This is a genomic window from Sphingobacterium spiritivorum (assembly GCF_016725325.1).
Lineage (GTDB): Bacteria > Bacteroidota > Bacteroidia > Sphingobacteriales > Sphingobacteriaceae > Sphingobacterium.
The window spans coordinates 1,027,655-1,046,386 of record NZ_CP068083.1 but is presented as its reverse complement, the minus strand read 5'-3'; the positions used below and the strand labels follow the sequence as shown (position 1 = coordinate 1,046,386).

18 protein-coding genes are annotated in these 18,732 nt (G+C 38.8%); 7 read left to right on the top strand and 11 right to left on the bottom strand.

Features of this window, described 5'->3' with window-relative positions; all coding sequences use genetic code 11:
* Nucleotides 1-5: 5 nt before the first annotated feature.
* Together I6J02_RS04355 and I6J02_RS04350 are read right to left on the bottom strand one after the other, a co-directional pair.
* Nucleotides 6-335: a metal-sulfur cluster assembly factor gene (locus I6J02_RS04355; RefSeq protein ID WP_003000593.1), complete on the bottom strand. Its 330-nt coding sequence runs from the start codon at nt 333-335 to the stop codon at nt 6-8.
* 9 nt (nt 336-344) lie between these two features.
* Nucleotides 345-1,511 (bottom strand): glycosyltransferase family 4 protein, encoded by a 1,167-nt coding sequence (locus tag I6J02_RS04350; RefSeq protein ID WP_201680610.1) that lies wholly within the window; start codon nt 1,509-1,511, stop codon nt 345-347.
* 150 nt (nt 1,512-1,661) lie between these two features.
* Here I6J02_RS04350 and I6J02_RS04345 point away from each other — a divergent pair, with 150 nt between their 5' ends.
* Together I6J02_RS04345 and I6J02_RS04340 are read left to right on the top strand one after the other, a co-directional pair.
* Entirely contained in the window at nt 1,662-2,639 is a 978-nt protein-coding gene (locus I6J02_RS04345) for a polyprenyl synthetase family protein (protein WP_201680609.1), read from the top strand.
* Nucleotides 2,640-2,725: 86 nt separating this feature from the next.
* Nucleotides 2,726-3,502, top strand: a complete 777-nt coding sequence (locus I6J02_RS04340) for an amidohydrolase (RefSeq protein ID WP_003000590.1) — start codon at nt 2,726-2,728, stop codon at nt 3,500-3,502.
* A gap of 15 nt (nt 3,503-3,517) precedes the next feature.
* Here I6J02_RS04340 and I6J02_RS04335 read toward each other — a convergent pair whose 3' ends face one another.
* Nucleotides 3,518-3,916 carry a hypothetical protein gene (locus I6J02_RS04335; protein WP_201680608.1) on the bottom strand — a complete coding sequence of 133 codons (399 nt, stop codon included), beginning with the start codon at nt 3,914-3,916 and terminating at the stop codon, nt 3,518-3,520.
* A 108-nt stretch (nt 3,917-4,024) separates the two neighbouring features.
* On the opposite strand from I6J02_RS04335, the gene I6J02_RS04330 reads away from it, so the two are divergent.
* Nucleotides 4,025-4,468, top strand: a complete 444-nt coding sequence (locus I6J02_RS04330; protein WP_232279827.1) for a MarR family winged helix-turn-helix transcriptional regulator — start codon at nt 4,025-4,027, stop codon at nt 4,466-4,468.
* A gap of 41 nt (nt 4,469-4,509) precedes the next feature.
* Here the strand turns inward: I6J02_RS04330 and I6J02_RS04325 are convergent, their stop codons facing one another.
* The 4 genes from I6J02_RS04325 to I6J02_RS04310 form a co-directional block, all read right to left on the bottom strand.
* Complete coding sequence (locus I6J02_RS04325) at nt 4,510-6,063, bottom strand: FMN-binding glutamate synthase family protein (RefSeq protein ID WP_236582283.1); 1,554 nt, start codon at nt 6,061-6,063, stop codon at nt 4,510-4,512.
* Between the two features lie 245 nt (nt 6,064-6,308).
* Nucleotides 6,309-7,076: a Rossmann-like and DUF2520 domain-containing protein gene (locus I6J02_RS04320; RefSeq protein WP_201680606.1), complete on the bottom strand. Its 768-nt coding sequence runs from the start codon at nt 7,074-7,076 to the stop codon at nt 6,309-6,311.
* A complete protein-coding gene (locus tag I6J02_RS04315) occupies nt 7,073-9,541 on the bottom strand; it encodes a heme lyase CcmF/NrfE family subunit (RefSeq protein WP_201680605.1) in 2,469 nt (822 codons plus the stop codon). Before I6J02_RS04315 ends, I6J02_RS04320 begins: the two co-directional genes overlap by 4 nt.
* Nucleotides 9,542-9,566: 25 nt before the next feature.
* Entirely contained in the window at nt 9,567-9,986 is a 420-nt protein-coding gene (locus tag I6J02_RS04310; RefSeq protein ID WP_003011198.1) for a cytochrome c maturation protein CcmE, read from the bottom strand.
* Between the two features lie 194 nt (nt 9,987-10,180).
* On the opposite strand from I6J02_RS04310, the gene I6J02_RS04305 reads away from it, so the two are divergent.
* Complete coding sequence (locus tag I6J02_RS04305) at nt 10,181-11,128, top strand: lipid A-modifier LpxR family protein (protein ID WP_201680604.1); 948 nt, start codon at nt 10,181-10,183, stop codon at nt 11,126-11,128.
* Nucleotides 11,129-11,171: 43 nt separating this feature from the next.
* Here I6J02_RS04305 and I6J02_RS04300 read toward each other — a convergent pair whose 3' ends face one another.
* Nucleotides 11,172-12,416, bottom strand: coding sequence for a dicarboxylate/amino acid:cation symporter (locus I6J02_RS04300; protein ID WP_201680603.1), 1,245 nt, complete (start codon nt 12,414-12,416; stop codon nt 11,172-11,174).
* A gap of 58 nt (nt 12,417-12,474) precedes the next feature.
* Here I6J02_RS04300 and mnmD point away from each other — a divergent pair, with 58 nt between their 5' ends.
* Nucleotides 12,475-13,140 (top strand): tRNA (5-methylaminomethyl-2-thiouridine)(34)-methyltransferase MnmD, encoded by a 666-nt coding sequence (gene mnmD / locus I6J02_RS04295; RefSeq protein ID WP_201680602.1) that lies wholly within the window; start codon nt 12,475-12,477, stop codon nt 13,138-13,140.
* A gap of 77 nt (nt 13,141-13,217) precedes the next feature.
* On the opposite strand, the gene I6J02_RS04290 is transcribed toward mnmD, so the two are convergent.
* Genes I6J02_RS04290 through I6J02_RS04280 form a run of 3 tightly spaced genes read right to left on the bottom strand, consistent with a single transcriptional unit; the run spans nt 13,218 to nt 16,271 of the window.
* Complete coding sequence (locus tag I6J02_RS04290; protein ID WP_003011188.1) at nt 13,218-13,715, bottom strand: peptidylprolyl isomerase; 498 nt, start codon at nt 13,713-13,715, stop codon at nt 13,218-13,220.
* A 20-nt stretch (nt 13,716-13,735) separates the two neighbouring features.
* On the bottom strand, nt 13,736-15,754 hold the full coding sequence (locus tag I6J02_RS04285; RefSeq protein WP_201680601.1) for a thioredoxin domain-containing protein: 2,019 nt from the start codon (nt 15,752-15,754) through the stop codon (nt 13,736-13,738).
* 25 nt (nt 15,755-15,779) lie between these two features.
* Nucleotides 15,780-16,271 carry a SixA phosphatase family protein gene (locus I6J02_RS04280; RefSeq protein ID WP_201680600.1) on the bottom strand — a complete coding sequence of 164 codons (492 nt, stop codon included), beginning with the start codon at nt 16,269-16,271 and terminating at the stop codon, nt 15,780-15,782.
* A gap of 148 nt (nt 16,272-16,419) precedes the next feature.
* On the opposite strand from I6J02_RS04280, the gene I6J02_RS04275 reads away from it, so the two are divergent.
* On the top strand, nt 16,420-17,652 hold the full coding sequence (locus I6J02_RS04275; protein ID WP_201680599.1) for a hypothetical protein: 1,233 nt from the start codon (nt 16,420-16,422) through the stop codon (nt 17,650-17,652).
* A gap of 48 nt (nt 17,653-17,700) precedes the next feature.
* Complete coding sequence (locus tag I6J02_RS04270; RefSeq protein ID WP_201680598.1) at nt 17,701-18,732, top strand: glycosyltransferase family 2 protein; 1,032 nt, start codon at nt 17,701-17,703, stop codon at nt 18,730-18,732.

The following is an 18,732-nucleotide window of genomic DNA, read 5'->3' as shown; positions in this document are numbered from 1 at the left end:
CACTGCTATAAAAATCCCAGTTCCAGTTTTGCTTCTTCAGTCATCATGTCTTTAGTCCATGGCGGATCAAAGGTCAATTCTACCAATGCTTCTTTTACTCCTTCTATTCCGGCAACTTTGCGTTGAACCTCGTCCATAATTTCTCCTGCCACAGGACAACCCGGAGCAGTCAGTGTCATGACGATCTTAGCGGTGCCGTCCTCTTTTGTGATAACTTCATAGATCAATCCCAGATCTACAATGTTGGCTGGTTTTAATTCCGGATCATAAATGGTCTCCAGTACCTTCTGAATTTCCGGACCCAGATTTAATCTGTCTAAAAAAATGATACTCATAATGCAAAGTTACGACTTAATTGCTATAAGGTTTTGATATTCTGAGCGCAGTTTTCTAATCACAATGTCACGAGTGAAATGACCTTCATATACCCGGTAAGCCTGTTGCACCAGATCTTTATGCTGTTCTTCTGATAACAAATTAAGCTGAGCAATACTATCCAGTACTGATTCTGCTGTTTGCGGATCAAATAAAAAACCTGTTTCTCCTGGTTTTATAATATCCGGAATAGCCCCAATATTACTTGCCAATATAGGTGTGTAATAGCTCATGGCCTCTAATATGGTAATGGGTACACCTCCTTCATAACATACGGAAGGAACCATTAATGCTTTGCATGTTGCCAGCTCAATTGCTATTTCGGACTTGTTGAGTAGGCCCAGATAAGTCAAATTAGAATTATGAGCAATATACTCCTTCACCTCAGGTAACTGAGGTCCTGTACCTGCGATCTTTAATTTGACCGGGGTACCCGAAACTGCCTGAATCAGATTGATAATACCCTTTTCAGAAGACAGACGACCGATATAAAGAAAGTGGTCCTCTCTGTTTGCCGTTTGTGTAAGTGTTATTGGATCAAAGAAGTTTGGTTTCACAATAAACTTATTATGGTCGACAGGCAAGGTACTGCTGATAAATAGTTTTCTTGAGAATTCGGCCAATACCATATACCGGTCTATCAAATTCCAGGTGCCTGACTTACGATGAAGCCAATAGCTGAAAGCTGTCCAGAACGTCTTCAATAGGGAATGATCCAATACCTTATTCCGTACTGCGGTCCAGGGGAAATTTTGGTTGATACTATCTGTGAATAAGTTATTTCTGTAGAAAAGAGTCGCTGAAGGACATAGCAATCTGAAATTATGCAAAGACATCACCAGCGCTTTACCACTTTTTTTTGCATAGCGTATGGCTAGCGGACCACATGCGTATTGTGTATTATGAAAGTGGATAATATCCGGATTTACTTCTTTTATTTTCCTCTTTACTTTCTGTGCAGCAAAAATATTCCAGGGGCTCAGCAGAAATTGAAATAATCCTTTTATACCTTTTTTATTTGTAAAGGTCAAGGTGAATACTTCATCTGTTTCCTGCAAGGCCAATGCTTCCTGATGGAAGACGGTGTCTTCTCCCCCAAGATCCTGATAATGATTATGAATAATTAGAATACGCAAAACGATAGAATCAAAAGTTAAAATTAGAAATTAAAAACGGGACTACAGGTGTTTGTCCTAATAATTCTGTTAGTGAAGGGGTAGTCTATGTAATACCGGATACCTAATACTGCTGACTAATTATTATCTTCGCAGGTACAACGAAAAACTATGAATACAAGTATCACTCTTTCCCGTTACGTTCAAGAAGCACTTACCTCTGCGGTTTTTCCGCTGGAACCAGCAAATATGTATGATCCTATCCGTTATATCCTGACTTTAAAAGGTAAACAGGTACGGCCAGTACTGACATTGATGGGTGCTCAGCTATTCGGGGAGGAAGATATGGGAAAAGTAGTACCTGCTGCTTTGGCCATAGAGTATTTTCATAATTTTTCGCTGATCCATGATGATATTATGGATAAAGCTCCGCTGAGAAGAGGTCAGTTGACCGTACATGAAAAATGGAATGACAGTGTTGCTATTCTTTCGGGGGACGGCTTATTGGTGAAGGCATATGAACAAGTTGCCAAATGTCCCAAAGAAAATCTGCCGGATCTGCTTACTACATTCAATAAAGTAGCCACTGAAGTCTGTGAAGGACAGCAACTGGATATGGATTTTGAATCGCTGGATCAGGTGACAGAGGAGCAGTATCTGCATATGATCAGGCTTAAAACTTCCGTATTACTTGGAGGGGCACTTCGTATGGGAGCAATTATTGCACAAGCATCCGTTGAGCAACAGGAGTTGATTTACGACTTTGGAGTAAATGTTGGTATTGCCTTTCAGCTTCAGGATGATATTCTGGATGTGTATGGAGATCCCGAAACCTTTGGTAAGCAAGTGGGGGGAGATATCATCGCAAATAAGAAGACATTTTTACTGATTAAATTACTGGAATATGCTTCCGGGCCGGATCTTCCTCATATTCAGAATCTTTTGGCTGCAGATCTTGAACAGGAACCGGACAAGGTAGAATTAATGAAACAATTTTACGCTAAATACGATATTTCGACGTTAGCTAATAGAAAGAAAGAATATTTTACAACGCTTGCTTTTGATACATTAGCAAAAATCAATGTACCTTCAGAAAGAAAGGCTGAGTTGATCACATTAGCAGAGAATCTATTGAACCGAATTCAATAACATAATTTTTAATTATGATAAATCGGCTATTTTTACCATATTGTAAAACAATCAAATAGTTAAATAAAGCGCATCGAAAGGCATACATGGAGACAATAAAGATTACTATTTTTCAAGCATATTTATTTTGGGAGAATGTAGAGAAGAACCTTAATAACCTCGAACTCAGGTTATCTTCACTACGGGAGAAGACGGACTTGATCTTATTGCCGGAAATGTTCAACACAGGATTTACAAATAATGTAGAAAAATGTGCAGAAACTATGGATGGCCCTACTATGCACTGGCTTTATGAAATGTCTAAGAAATTTGATTGTGTAGTCGCAGGATCTCTTATTATTCAGGAAGAAGGAAAGTACTATAACCGGTTTGTGTGGATGTCTCCGAATGGAAGTTTTGTCAAATATGATAAAAGACATCTTTTCGGGATGGCAGGCGAAGATCAGTATTTTGAGCCTGGTAATCAGCGTGTTATTTTACAATTAAAAGGTTGGAAGATCTGTCCGATGATCTGTTATGACCTTCGCTTCCCGGTATGGTCCCGTAATCAGAATGAAGCATACGATTTATTAGTATACATAGCCAGCTGGCCGGATAAGCGTTCGGGACATTGGAGAAGTCTGATCCCGGCGAGAGCTATTGAAAATCAAGCGTTTGTAATCGGTGTCAACAGGGTTGGTTATGATGGTAATGAAATCTATTATTCCGGTGGCTCTATGTGTATCTCACCAATGGGAGATGTAGTCTATTACAAACCTGAAGATGAGGATTTGTATACATTTACACTCAATCCTAAAGATCTGATTACAGCAAGAGCTGAATTTCCATTTCTGAAAGACGGGGACGATTTCTTGCTTAAATAAAAAAGGTTTCAGGGCTTATTGATAAGGTCTTTCCAGTATAGCTTGCTGGATTACGGCCTGTCTCAGGTCAAAAACTACTTTCTCTTCCTTTGATGCTGATACAGGAATCGGAACATGTATCTTTTTATCCGATTTCAGACGTTCTCTTTCCTCTCTTAGTTTCAATACTTCCAATGGAACTTCATTGTTCTCCTGAGCAGCCTTTTGGTGACTCATAGTGCTGTACTTTTCTTTTTTTACAACTGGTGGAGGAGGAGGTGTTGCAGGAACAGGTTTTGGGCTATACTGCTGTTGCACAGGTCTTTTTTGCTGACGCATGCGTTGCTCTGCCTCTTTTTTTTGCTTATTAAAATTCTCGTAAATTTTATAAGCAAAAACTGCTAAACCAATCAGTAAGGGGAAAAATTGCTCCATATATCTTTAAAGATAAGAATATTAGATGTAATAAAAGTAATGTTTTTAATTGCTAATGTAAAACCGATTTGTTTTATTTGCATAAACAACTTAAACCAAACCAAAACCATGATTACCAATGAGGCTATTTACACAGAAGATTTTTTTAATTTTCTGACGGGTAAGGCGACAACCGCCCTTACCAGAAGATTGCAGCAAAACCTGAAGGAATCGGGGATTAACATCACCGCAGAACAATGGAGCATTCTTTACAATCTGTGGCAGGAAGAGGGCCTGACACAGCAAGAACTGGCTAACCGCACCTTTCGGGACAAGCCTAGTGTAACGAGATTGATCAACAATCTGGAAAAGCTGAATTTAGTGATCAGAGTGAATGATAGGGGAGATCGCAGATCTAATTTAATCTATCTGACTAAATCCGGTCGTCAAATAAAGCATAAAGGACTGGAGCAAGCTTCGAAAACAATTTCTGAAGCTCTGACAGGAGTATCGCCGGAAGCGATTCACAGTGCTCATGATACACTTTCCAAGGTGTACGTTAACCTCAAATAAAACAAAAGCCCAATTCTTAGAACTGGGCTTTTGTTTTTTATTTAGTTGAACACTTTAGGAGCAAAATCAGTATGACTGTTGATCAGCTTTCCTTCGGATCCAAAATAGATTTCTTCAAAGCTCATTGTTGTTCTGTTATCTACCTTACGGAAAAACTTGTCTGCTGAAACATCGTTTAATGTTTTAAAACCACAGGCCTCCATAATTTCTACAGTTGCGCGTAATGTATTGCGATGGAACTGCGCTACACGTACATATTTATTTTCGACATCCAATCCTTTGTAAAGATTCGGTTTTTGCGTTGCAACTCCTACCGGACACACGTCTTCGTTACATTTCAGTGCTTGTATGCAACCCAATGCGAACATCATTCCTCTGGCGCTGTAACATGCATCTGCTCCCAAAGCGATCGCTTTAAGTAGATCAAATCCGGTTACAATACGGCTCGAGACCAAAATTTTGATGTGTTTCTTCAATCCGAATGCAATTAATGTCTTAGTGACAAATGTCAAAGCATCATATAAAGGCATACCAAGGTTGTCGGTGAATTCAAGAGGTGCAGCTCCTGTACCCCCTTCGGATCCGTCGATCGAGATGAAGTCGGGTACAATCTGAGTAATCTGCATAGCATGACAGATGTCAATGAATTCCTGCTTATCTCCTATACATATTTTAAACCCAATTGGTTTACCATTTGAAAGATCGCGCATATGCTGAATGAACAACATCATTTCTTCCGGTGTAGAAAATGCGCTGTGCGCTGGTGGCGACATTACATCTGTACCTGGTATGACATGACGAATCGCTGCGATCTCAGGTGTGTTTTTGGCTGCGGGCAATATACCTCCGTGACCCGGTTTAGCTCCCTGAGATAGTTTTAACTCCACCATTTTTACATAAGGACGATTTGATTTTTCTTCAAAAAGCTTATCGTCAAATTTACCGTCCTCATTACGACATCCGAAATAACCCGTTCCGACCTGCCAGATCAGATCTCCGCCATTTACGTGATATTCACTGATACCACCTTCACCTGTATTATGTGCAAAATTTTGTAATCCGGCTCCTTTATTCAGGGCTGTAATAGCTGTTTTACTCAATGCACCGTAACTCATAGCTGAGATATTAAATACGCTAAGGCTGTAAGGCTGTTTACATTGTGAGTTACCTACTGTGGTGCGCAGGTCGTGATTGTTGATATGGCAAGGGAAAACGGAGTGTGCCACCCATTCATTGCCAATAGCATTGGGATCACTCTGCATTCCGAAAGCTACCGTTTCCCGTTCATTTTTTGCTCGTTGATACACGATAGAACGCTGACGTCTGCTGAAAGGACGACCATCTGTATCTGATTCCCAAAAATATTGTCTCATTTCCGGACGAATAGATTCGAAGAAAAATCTGAAATATCCAACCAATGGATAGTTTTTCAAAATCGCATGTTTAGTTTGGATCGTGTGGTACACAGCGATCAGTAGCATTGGAAATGGAATAATTAATAGCCAAAACCAGTTGGAAGTGAAAATCAGTCCAAAGGAAATGATAATGAAATTAACTAAAGCAATGGTTCCGATGATTAGATTTCTAACAGGCATAATCTATGATGTTATAAAGTTTGTTATTGTTATAGCAAATAGGGTGCTAAGATTTACGCTAGCAAGTTGTGGTGTGGAATTATAAATGTTGGTAAAAGCATAAATTTTAAAATTGAATGCTAAAATAGCAACGTTATAAGTTGCCATTCCTTCAATGAATAAAGCAACAAAATTAGAAAGTATACTGTTCAAAAAGAAATATTTGAACGGTTATGAAAAGATTTGTTTGATTTGCAATGAAACGATTACTTGTCTCTTCTTTTGGCAATTTCCAATGTCAATTGTTGATAGATTGTTTGCAGGGGAGGATTCTCTCTGAGAAAGTTTAAATGCTTATTTATCGTAATATTGTCATTTCGTATTGCCGGTCCGGTTTGTCCATCAATTGGCGGCTTATTTTGCACTTTTTTAGCAGTCTCCTGTATAATGGGAAGAAGGAGTCCGAAAGATAAATTATTATCCTGCATAATCTCGTAGGAGAGCTGATAGAGGATGTTGGAGAAATTGTTTACGATTACGGCTGATACGTGTAAAGCCATACGCTGTTTACTATTACACTCGAATGCATGATCAGATAGTGCTGTCGCAATTTTCCACAAGCTTTCCATAGTACTGGTATCATTAGCTTCCACGCCAATTGGAATCTGTGCAAAATCTGTTTCTATATTCTTGGAAATGCTTTGTACCGGATACAATACTCCCGAATGCGTAAATACCTGTAAAATACTTAAGTCTGTAGCTCCAGATGTGTGAACAACTATTCCGTCTATATCTGCGGGCAAATGCGCTGCTACTTCGGGAATGGCCTCGTCACTTACAGCAATCACGTAAAGATCTGCAAGTCTGTCTACCGTATCGAGATCATCTGTAGCAATAGCATTAAAGCGTAAAGCCAATGCTTGAGCATTGGCTTTACGACGACTATATACCTGTACGATCTGATATCCTAACTGATCAAAGCGAAGTGCAAAATGATTCGCTACATTGCCGCTTCCGAGGATTACGATTTTCATGCTTTAGCAGGTTGTTTTTTTACTTTTTCGTCTTTGATTCGGCGATAAATCGACATGATGAAACCGATCGTCATGACAATCGTTCCGCACCAGAAAAAGTTGATATACGGGAACTTGATCGCTTTGAATACAATCCATTTTTTCTCAGGCAGAGGTTTCTGATATACCATGATTTCCAGTTTATCCTGTTGAGGAATAATATTGGTGAACCGGAATCTTAATCCTTCTTCTTCGATATCTTTATTGAAGTCAAATGTATTTCCGCCCTTAATCAGAAATATCGGCTCGGCTTCATATTTTTTATCATTCTTAGATACAACCTTTATTTTCAGACCTACCAGTACATCTTCAGGAGCCTTTGGAATCTTATTCAATGTTGCATTCTTATTGACACCTTCAATGACGAAATAGCCATTCCGGTAGCGTAGCGTATCGCCTATATTCACCTGATAAGTTGCCGGCTCTTCGTAATCATCAAAACTGGATTTTTCATCTTTATCCTTGCCTGCTGCCTGGGATTGCGTGTCGGCCTGTGCAGCTGTGATCAGCGTATAAATATCATGCGTGATGTAGTGCTTGGTCGATGGTGTACCGATCAACCCTCCCATTTTAGGGTTGTTCTGTGCAAATGGCATCAGTACGAAATCTTCTTTTACTTTTCCTGTCTCTTCATCCAGTTTTTCATATTTGATCTTGTAGAAGACATTTGGACTGGCTACACTATCCCCGATATATGTCAGGCGATATTCTCCCATTTGAACGGGTTCTCCTTCTGTAAGGAACAGGTTTTCTCCGGGTTTTTCAACTTTATCAAATCCTGCAACAGCTATATACCCACTGTTGTTTACCGAAATAACCTGATTGGTAGCTGCTGCCACCAATGCGCCTAATACAAGTAGGGCAAATCCGATATGCGCCACTGCCGATCCGGCTAATCTCCATTTTCCTTTGAAAGCATCTCCGAGAATGCGCAGATTGGCAAGAACACTGAATATACTGGCAAATGCAATCAGGATATACATGAAATTGCTGTATATTTTAGTGACATAGACAATACCGGCTGTAAGCAATAATGCAATAATCAGGGAGGCGACAGTTGCTGCGAAAAATTTTCTGGAATCGGTACGTTTGTATTTAAGAAACTGCGTGAATGCAGTAAGGATCAGTACCACTACTGCAAAAGCTCCCTGCCACTTATTATAATGAGGTATAGGATCTATCGGAGGTGCTACGTCAGTTTTGAATATAGCATTGTATACTGGTATGGATGTCGTAGAGATAATCTGTACACAGGCTACCGTTAATACTAAGGCTCCTATAAACAACCAGAATTCGCGCGAATAGATATCTTCTTCTTTTTGTGAACTCGGCATTTCTTTTTTACGCACGACCAGTAATATGACCATGATAGCTAAGAATGCCACATTGAATACGATGAGCTGACTGGACATCCCAAGACTCGTAAAAGAGTGTACGGATGTTTCGCCCAAAATACCACTTCTTGTGAGATATGATGCGTAGATTACAAGTACAAAGCTGACCAAAGCTAAAAAAGTAGCTGTAAAGTAAGAATGGCCGGAGTTTTTATAGGCTACCATAACGTGTACGGCCGCAATAAGGGTAAACCATGGAATAATAGATGCATTCTCTACCGGATCCCAGGCCCAGAAACCTCCGAAATTAAGTGCTTCATACGCCCAGAATGAGCCCATAATAATACCTACTCCAAGAATCATTACAGCAAACATTCCCCATGGCAATCCTGGTACGATCCATTCTTTATAGCGTTTAGTCCAAAGTCCTGCAGCAGCGTAAGCGAATGGAACAATCATGGATGCAAAGCCCAGAAAAAGGGTAGGAGGGTGGATAACCATCCAATAGTTTTGTAAAAGCGGATTTAATCCATTTCCGTCAGCTATCATTGACAGGTAGTTCGGATCGCTGAAAATCGGAGCTTCAAGTGCATTTCTTAACAGGATGAAAGGCGAGCTTCCTACTCTGTAGCCAAATAATTCTATACCTAGCAGCATAGAGGCCAGAAATGCCTGACAAAGCATGACAAAGGTCATAACCGGACTTTCCCATGTCTTTGCTTTAAACAATAGTATGCTGGAAAGAACAACTTGCCAGAATGTCCATAGCCAGAAGCTTCCTTCCTGACCTTCCCAAAAGCTGGAAATAATATAATGTGTTGGAAGTGCTTTGGACGAATGCGACCAGGCATAATGGTATTCAAAGAGATGATTGTAAATAATATAAAACAACATCGCTCCGATAGCGACAACAGATGCAGCATTTACCCAGACGCCTATTCTTGCTATTCTTTTCCAGGAACTGTCTTCCGGATTCCGTGTAGAAAAATAGTAGCTGATAAATGATAAAAGTGCCGAACCAAAAGCAAGGATAACAAAAAATTGTCCTATTTTGCCCGGTAGTAGGTGTTCACCAACGTAATTTACGTCCATTGTTTAAGATAAATGATACTTCTAATTATTGTATAGATGCTGTTTTTGGAGTAGCCGCAGATTCAGTTACTTCTATCTGATCCTGATTGTATTTGGAAGGACACTTCATAAGTATTTTACTTGCATGAAAAATGTTTCCTTCCATTTTTCCTGTTAATACAATTTGTTCTGAACGTTCAATATCCTGCGGTTTTGCACCGTTAAATACGACCTGACATTCGGTGCTGTCATTGTCATACATATAGAACGAAAAGTGATTGGCATCTTTAGTTGGCTCATAATGGAGTTGTTTCTCCTTATTCAAAACGCCGACAACATACAGTTCAGTCTTTTTCTCTTTCGCTTGTGTGAACGTGGAATATGTACTGGAATCTGTGTAAATCACTAAGATCATGGCTATTGCAATCGCAATGATGATAATTAATATGATCGAACTCTTTTTCATTTTTAAATGCACTAAATCAACTGCAAAATTACGAAATACGAATGGAAGTAAGTAAAAAACCAAATTCTGGACCTTATTTAGAATTATTTTAAACAGATTAACTAAAATGCTCTTTTTTAACACTTAGGTGATATTCTAATTTGGATAAAATATTTAACTTGCCATATTAGTGGACCTATATCCGAAATATTACAATGCTTTTTAAGATTAATAGATTTATTTGTCGCTTTTCTATCGGGTTTGTTGTGTTCACCACGTTTCTGTCATCTGCATTTTCGCAGGAACGTCTTCCGCATTTGCTGGAATTTCAGAGTGACAATGATGTATATCTGATGAATGGGCAGGATAGGTATTATACCAATGGATTGATTATTACTTACACCGTTCCCTTGCAGCAGGCACGTAACAGGCGGACGGATATACTCTCCTTTCAACTGGGACATCAGTTGTACAACGGTATTGAGGTACAGGCCGGGAACTCTTTGTACTGGGACAGGCCCTCTACAGCTTACTTATTTCTGAATGGGGAGTTTCAGCGCGTTTACGGAGATGAATGGGTATGGACAGCTAAAGCAGAAGTAAATGTTATAGGAAAAGGTGCTAAAGGTAAGGAGGTTCAGAAATATGTACATCGATTACTTTCTATGTATGAAGTGGAAAGCTGGGCATCTGAACTGAATACTTCTGTAGGAGCAGATGTAGAGAGTAAACTTTCCAAAAAAATATGGAGAAGTGCTTCAAATAAGCTAGAGCTGTCAGGTGGAGGTACATTACGAGCCGGGATGGCCTTTTCACATGCCTCTGTTCAGGCTACATTGCGCTTTGGAAAGCTGGCAGATTATTATACTTCTCATTTTACAAGAACTGGCGGATTTTTAAATACGGATAATGAGTATTACTTTTTTTATACCCCATCCTACACCTATCAACTTTATAATGCAACTATTCAGGGAGGTCCGTTTGCCCGGGATAAACAAAAGTTTTATGAAATAGAACCCTATATTATGAAACACTATATTGGAGGTGCATGGTCAAATAGAAAGATCTATGTAGATGCTGGATTTGTGTTTAATACAAAAGAAGGAAAGAAAATGTACTCTAATCATCAGTATGGTACGATACGGTTAGGTCTCCGCTTTTAGCATGCACTCCACTGGAATATTCTGAAAAATAGGACTAAGCAACTTATGTTACAGGGTCCTGATTTGTAAATTTTTCTCCGGAAAACCGGGTAACAAGCATCGCAGCCATGGTATCTCCTGTGGCATTCAGAACTGTTGCCAGCGGATCCACTAATGTTCCGATAATCATGACAGCCGGGATAGCCTCCGTCGGTAATCCATATACCGATATCATCAGCATTTCTCCTATATATCCGCCATTGGGTATTCCACCAGCAACAATACTTACCAATACGGTGATGCCTACTGCTGTAATCAATGTTGCAGGATCGAAAAAATTCCACCCCATCAATACAAAAGCTACATATATTTTCAGAATAGAGGACAGGGCAGAACCATGTTTATGTAATGTTGTACCTAATGGAATCACTACGTTTGCGACTGAAGGGGGAATTCCCATTTTGGGCGAAGCACTTAGGTTGACAGGCATAGTTGCCAGACTACTACATGTCGATAAGGCTGTAAAAGTCGGCAGTATATTGTTTTTCCAATAAGAGTTTACTCCTTTTCTGCCATTGGCAATAAAAGTATAAATAGTGAAAAACAGAAAGAAATAGATAATACCGTATCCATAATATATACCCATAGGTTTGGCATAGATATCGAATAATTTAGGCCCCAGATCATAAACCTGAAATGCAAAATAAGCCCCCAGGCCGACAGGTGCTAATTTCATAATCATAATCAATAAATTCTTCATCACTTCATTACCTGCATTGAGGAATACGATAAAGGATTTGGCTTTTTCATCCGCTTTTCTTGCCGCTATTCCTACCAAAAAGGAGAAAATCACAAATGCAAGCATGCTCTGGCGGGATAACAGATTCGAAAATTCTCCTACTGTCAGGAAACGTACAATACGATCCCCCCAGGATTCTTTGTTGTCCATCAGCGGGGATGTGGCTGTCGGATCTGAACTTACAACCTGGTCTATAGGGAAGAGTTTCAGCACAATAATCATACTGATCGCAGCAATAATAATGGTGACTAGAAATACTGCTGCCATAACCCCCATAATACGGCCTAGTCTTTGGTTGCCTTCAATATTGGCAACTGAGGAAGAAATAGCAAAGAAAATTAAAGGTATAATGGAAACAAACAGCAAATTCAGAAAAATGTCTCCTAAGGGTTTGATATAAGGGACAATGTCTTTGGCAAAGATACCAATAAGGCAGCCTATTATAATACCTAACAACAGCAAAAGAATGCTGCCATAATTTTCTATAAATGATTTATTTGCGTTTTCCATTAGTGTTTGGAATAAAAATAGGTTTTTTTTGTTTTAGTTTTGTTAAAATTTTAGGGAAATGGATTTTGTTATAACAGGTGACGGTTCGAAAACATTATTTAATGCAGAAATAGGAGAGTGTTATCACTCTAAGCATGGAGCATTGCAGGAAAGCAAGCATGTATTTATACAGATGGGACTGGATTTTTATGTAAAACATACAGGATTGCATAAAGTATCCGTTCTGGAAATCGGATTTGGCACCGGATTAAATTTTTTGCAGACTGCTGAGTACGTTTCTGGCTCCGATATTCTTGTAGACTATGTGGGAATAGAAGGATATCCATTGCCATTGAGTGTAATTAAAGATACGGGATACGATGCTTACGTTGATCCGTTAATATGGAATTCTTTTACAGAGAACTATACCCAATCTTTAGACAGCAGTCTGTCTGTAACGGAAAATATGAATCTGCATATTGCCCATACTTTATTGATGGATTTTACTTCGGATAAGCAATTTGATGTTGTCTATTTTGATGCTTTTGCTGCTGTTCATCAACCTGAAATGTGGTCTGATGAAGCTCTGGGGCATATCGCTCAATATATCAAACCAGGAGGCATGTTTGTGACCTATGCTATAACCGGTAATCTGAAACGAAGTATGAAAGCTTTGGGTTTTGAGATCGAAAAGGCTCCGGGTGCTCCGGGGAAAAGGGAGATGTTGAGAGCGATTAAGTATTAGACGCGCTGTCATAAATTTCTGTAAAGAAAAAAACGGGTCTGAAGCAATTCAGACCCGTTATGTTTTATTCCGAAGAATTAGTGGCTGTGTGTGCCATCCGGACCATGTGAATGACCGTGAGACAATTCTTCTTCTGTTGCCGGACGAACAGAAAGGATTTCAATTTCAAAATGCAAAGTTTGACCTGCCATTGGGTGATTCAAATCTGCTACTACGGCTTCCGGAGTAACTTCTACGACTACAGCACGGAATTGGTTGCCCTGATTGTCCTGTAAAGGCAGAACTTCACCTACCGGAGGCAAACCTGTTTCTTTGAACATGTCAGCTGGTAATTGTGCGACCGCACGCTCGTCTTTTTCGCCATAAGCGTCTTCCGGAGCAAGTTCAAAATCAATTTTATCACCAACATTCAGACCTGCAATATTTTCTTCAAATTTTGGAAGCATCATGCCAACACCATACAAGAAATCCAAAGGGTTTTCATTGCTGGTTTGTTCTACGAAAGTTTTTTCACCGTTTTTAACCGTGTGAAGTGTGTAAGTTAATGTTACAACGTTGTTTGTTGCTATTGCCATTAGAATTAAATTATGGGAAACTAATCATTCCCGTTATCATTGAGTAAATTCAGTATTGATGCAATCGAATCCTGTGGAAGACTGCAGGTTTTATTTTTACAAAGGTATGCTTTTGATCCAATACCTTGTCTATTTAATAACAAAGGAAGTTTACTTTTTGTTCCACCTAATGTAATTTTATTTGGAATATAGTGCTGATCCAATTCCTTTCTCCACACATCTGCATTTTCACCAACAAGGGCAATTTCATTGTTACCGTATATTTCTTCAAGCAGATAAATGCTCCAGTTGGAGTACGCGGATCCATAAGTTTTGAGCTGTGGAAATACATTTGCGAAAAGCTGATCCGCTACAGCAGTATAGTCTTCGTTATCAAATAATAAGCCTAATTTTTTGAGTTGAAGGACTATGGTGGAAGTGGATGCAGGGATTACATTATCCATAATTTCACTTTTCCGGGCGATGAGTTCTCCGGAAGAATCTGCTGTATAATAAAAGGTTTTTTGGTTGATGTCATAGAACAACTCTAATGCTTTATCAGCTAATTGCCTGGCCAGATCGAGCCATTTTTCATTAAATGTGGCTTCATATAATGCAATGAAGGCTTCCGTCGTAAAGGCATAATCATCCAGAAATCCAAATATTTCCCGATTGGCATCCTTTGGCTGGTGGAGTATCCGGCCATCACTTTTCATTAATTCATTCAGAATAAAATGCGCATTTTTTATTGCAGTATCCAGATAGGAATAATTATCAAAGACACGGTATGCATCTGTTAATCCTTTTAACATTAAAGCGTTCCACGTGGCAAGTTGCTTGTGGTCCAGTCCCGGCCTGACTCTGGTCTCTCTGTAACGGTATAGTTTTTCTTTGGCGGCAGCTAAATAGGTCTCCCATTCTTCCGCTGAATATCCGGCATCCAAAGCCATTTGATCAGCATCGATATCAAGAATGGGAATATTGGTTGATTCCTCAGCCCAGTTTCCTTGCTCTGTTATATTAAAGTAGGAGATAAACAATGGAGCATCTTCACCCAATACATCCTTTATTTCACTTTTAGAAAAAGAATAGTATTTTCCTTCCACTCCTTCACTGTCAGCATCCAGTGCACAGTAAAAACCATTATTAGGTGCCAGCATTTCGCGGTTAGCCCATTGTATAGTTTCGTGTACTACGCGTTTATAAAAGGGCAATGGTCTTTGTTGATAAGCTTCTGCAAACAGGGATAGCAGTTGCCCGTTGTCATACAGCATCTTTTCAAAATGAGGTATATGCCAGTAAGGATCGACAGAATAGCGTGCAAAGCCTCCGCCAATCTGATCATAAATGCCACCGGAAGCCATTTTCTGTAAGGTAAAATGAACATGATCGATAATTTTTTCATCCCCTGCGAGTACCCCGTAGCGTAAAAGAAAGATCCAGTTATTGGGTAAAGGAAATTTTGGAGCACGGTTGTACCCTCCGTCTTTTGTATCAAATAATGCTACCCATGGTGTAATTATAGCTGATAAATCTGCTGTGCTATACTGATCCGGAATGGGATTTATTGGTAATCGCTCACTTTGCTGAATTCCGTTGGTTAATTTAGTCGCATATTCTATAGCAACCTGTGGTTGTTCTTCCCACATCTGTGCAATCTGCAGTAGAATATTCTGCCAGTCATGAGGCTTAAAATAGGTTCCGCCATAGATGGGTCTTCCGTCTGGCAAGCAGATACAATTTAGCGGCCATCCACCGGCATTGGTCATCAGCTGTACCGCAGTCATATAAATCTGGTCAATGTCCGGACGTTCTTCCCGATCTATTTTAATGGGTACATAAAACTTGTTCATGGTCTGCGCAATAGCCTCATTCTCGAAACTTTCTCGTTCCATAACATGACACCAGTGGCAGGCTGAATAACCTATGCTGATAATAATAAGTTTATTTTCTGTTTTTGCTTTTGTAAGGGCTTCTTCTCCCCATGGCATCCAGTGTACCGGATTATGGGCGTGCTGTTTTAAATAAGGAGAGTGCTCATATTGCAGTTGATTCGACATAGCAAGCTAAAGGTACAAAAAAGAATTAATCCAGAATTTGGGTTAGTGTGCCTGTATTTATACTTAGATTGTTAAAATCAAAACCTTCCGGCAATGTAATCTGCGCAACATTTGCAGTTTTTAGCATTACAGGTCTATCCGTTATATAATCTACTGCATTTGATAAACCCGGATTGTGACCAAAAAGCAAAACCGTATGTATTGTTGAAGGGACCTGATTAATGACCTCTAATATATTGAAGTGGTGAGATTCATATATGGAGTCTTCCAATTGGATCCTGTCTCTGCGATATCCCAATACATCTGCAAAAATCTGGGCTGTCTGCCAGGCACGATTTGCGGTAGAAGATATGAATAATGTTTGCGGATCTATCGTTATAAGATCTTTCAATTCCTGTGCTATACGATGTGCACGTTCTTCGCCCTTTTCGATAAGATTACGATCGAAATCCTGTTTGGCAAAAGAATGCTCTTCTGCCTTTGCATGACGTATGATAAAGAGAGTTTTAAGTTGCATTTTACAGTTTTGTCAAATTATAAAAAAGAATATCAGATATCAGGGATTTATTCTATTTTCGACAAAAAAATAGAATGCCTGATTTCTATGTTAAAGATATAGAAATGATCATTTGAAATAATAAAATTTTATTAGCCATTGTCAAAACATGTGGAGAAATATTTTCTTGGCCCTGTTGTGTTGTGCATTGCTTTTTGCATGTACTAAATCGGAAGACTCATTTTATGCTGAGGATGTACCTCCTCTAAAGGCTATTGTCCCAAAAGTAGATACTCCTGACTTTCTGCTGGATATCGGAAAAATCAATATACAGGTTACGGCAAATGGAAATTATGCAGGAAGTTTTGAGTCTGCATTTTTCAAAGATATATCGGGAACAAACAACAGTTACTGTCATCCGGATGTGCAATACTTTCCGAATGGATTTAACGGATATAAGTATTGGATGGTGTTTACGCCATATTTCGGGTATGTCGGAACGACTCAGGAATCCAAGCGATATGAGAATCCAACAGTTGTAGTTTCCAATGACGGATTAAACTGGGTCAGTCCGCTAGGGATTATGAGCCCTCTGATGCGTACTCCTTCTTCAAGAGAAAGCTTTCTGGAGAATAAACAGGATCCAAGACAAGGTTTCTGGTCTGATGTAGACTGGGTATATGTCAATAATAAATTCTACCTGTACTACAGAGGAAGCTTTATAACGGCTCAGACTTTTAAAAATAAATGTGTAAAAAGTAAAAATAACACAGATAAATTAAAAACGAACGCACACCGCACAATTGTGCAACAGACTTCTACAGATGGCATTCGCTGGACTCCTCTGGAAATTGCCTATACAAGTAATGCTCCTTTTTCACCGAAGAATAATCATTTGTTATCACCAACAATGGTTCATAACGGAAACAGATTTGTTAGTTATGAAGTGGAGTTGAATACCGGGAATAAGAACTTTAAAGGTAAAGAGCTTTCCTATATTGTTCAAAGAACTTCTAACGATGGCCTTAATTTTAGCTTATTTAAGCAAAGTAAAATCGTGAATTTTGTGAATATGCCCTGGAAAATGGTAGATGAAAATTACGCTCCGTGGCACATTCAGGCTGCTTATGTAGACGGGTATTATTTTTTATGTCTAGCAGTGGGGAATGTTAAGAAATACACAGCAGATGCTTTGTATCTTGCTTATTCTAAAGATGGAATTAATTTTGTCGTTTTAGCTAAACCGATGGTTGAGAAGAATGTGTATCGGTCAGCAATATTTCCGATGAAAAGCGATAATGAGGTCATTGATTTTGGAGCTGTAGTAGGATATAAATCCGGAGAATTTAAATATCGCGAATTCAAACTTAATAAGCAAAAATTGGAAAGTGCGCTAAAATAAAATATCTTTAAAGTTTGTATTTCTGGTATAATCTCTGAACATTTGTAAATGGTCAACACTTCGAATCACACTCTTGTTTCCATAATTATACCGATTTATAATGTCCAACAGTTTTTACATGAAACTATTCAAAGCGTACTGAATCAAAGTTTTCAGGAATTTGAATTGATATTGGTCAATGATGGTAGTACAGATAAATGCGCATTGATTTGTCAGGAATATGCGTCGAAAGATAAGCGTATCCAATTTATTGATCAGGAAAATTCAGGGGTGTCGATATCCCGGAATAAGGGATTGCTTCAGGCAAAAGGCAATTATGTGTTTTTTATGGATTCGGATGATACTTTGGATTCAGATTTCATTAAAAGTTCTTTTGAATCTGCCGAGAAGAATTCCAATGATATTACAATAGTCGGAGAAGAGTATTGTAAGCGGTTGCCAAATGTAACAGCTTTACCAACCTGTGCACAATTTCTGAAAAGGAGTTTTTTAGTTGATCATCCGGAAATAAGATTTCCAGAACATATTCAGCCCTGCGAAGATGGATTGTTTTCTCATCAGTTATTGGCATTGACTACATCTGTAGGAGTGAATTTGCAGGGTAATTATCATTATCGTAAACACAGCAGTCAAAATCACGTTAAGATTAATGAGAATAGTTGGAAAGTACTCCATCAAATACCGAGTTGGTTTTCTATACTATCCAAGTTCTACGAAAAGAACGATCTTTTTTACTCTCACAGCTTTCATTTGGCATTATTCGTAGAGCATGAACCCTTCGAAATAAGATATTTAAGATTAACTCTTGATGAAGAACAAAAGAAATATTTATTTGATATAATAAAGGAATTTATGAGTAAATATGTTGATCCATATTTATCTAATAAAAGCAGAAATTTGCTTAGTAAACCATTCTTGTATTTCTTAAGAGCCAAGAGCTATTCTGATTTTGATAATTTTTATAAAAGGTACTTAAAACAGCGCGCAGCCAAAAGAAAGATATTACTTTTTGTGGTTAAACTAATTCCTTTTTCAAATTTGAGAAGAGGGTGGAGAGAGAATATTCGTGCAAAATATTGA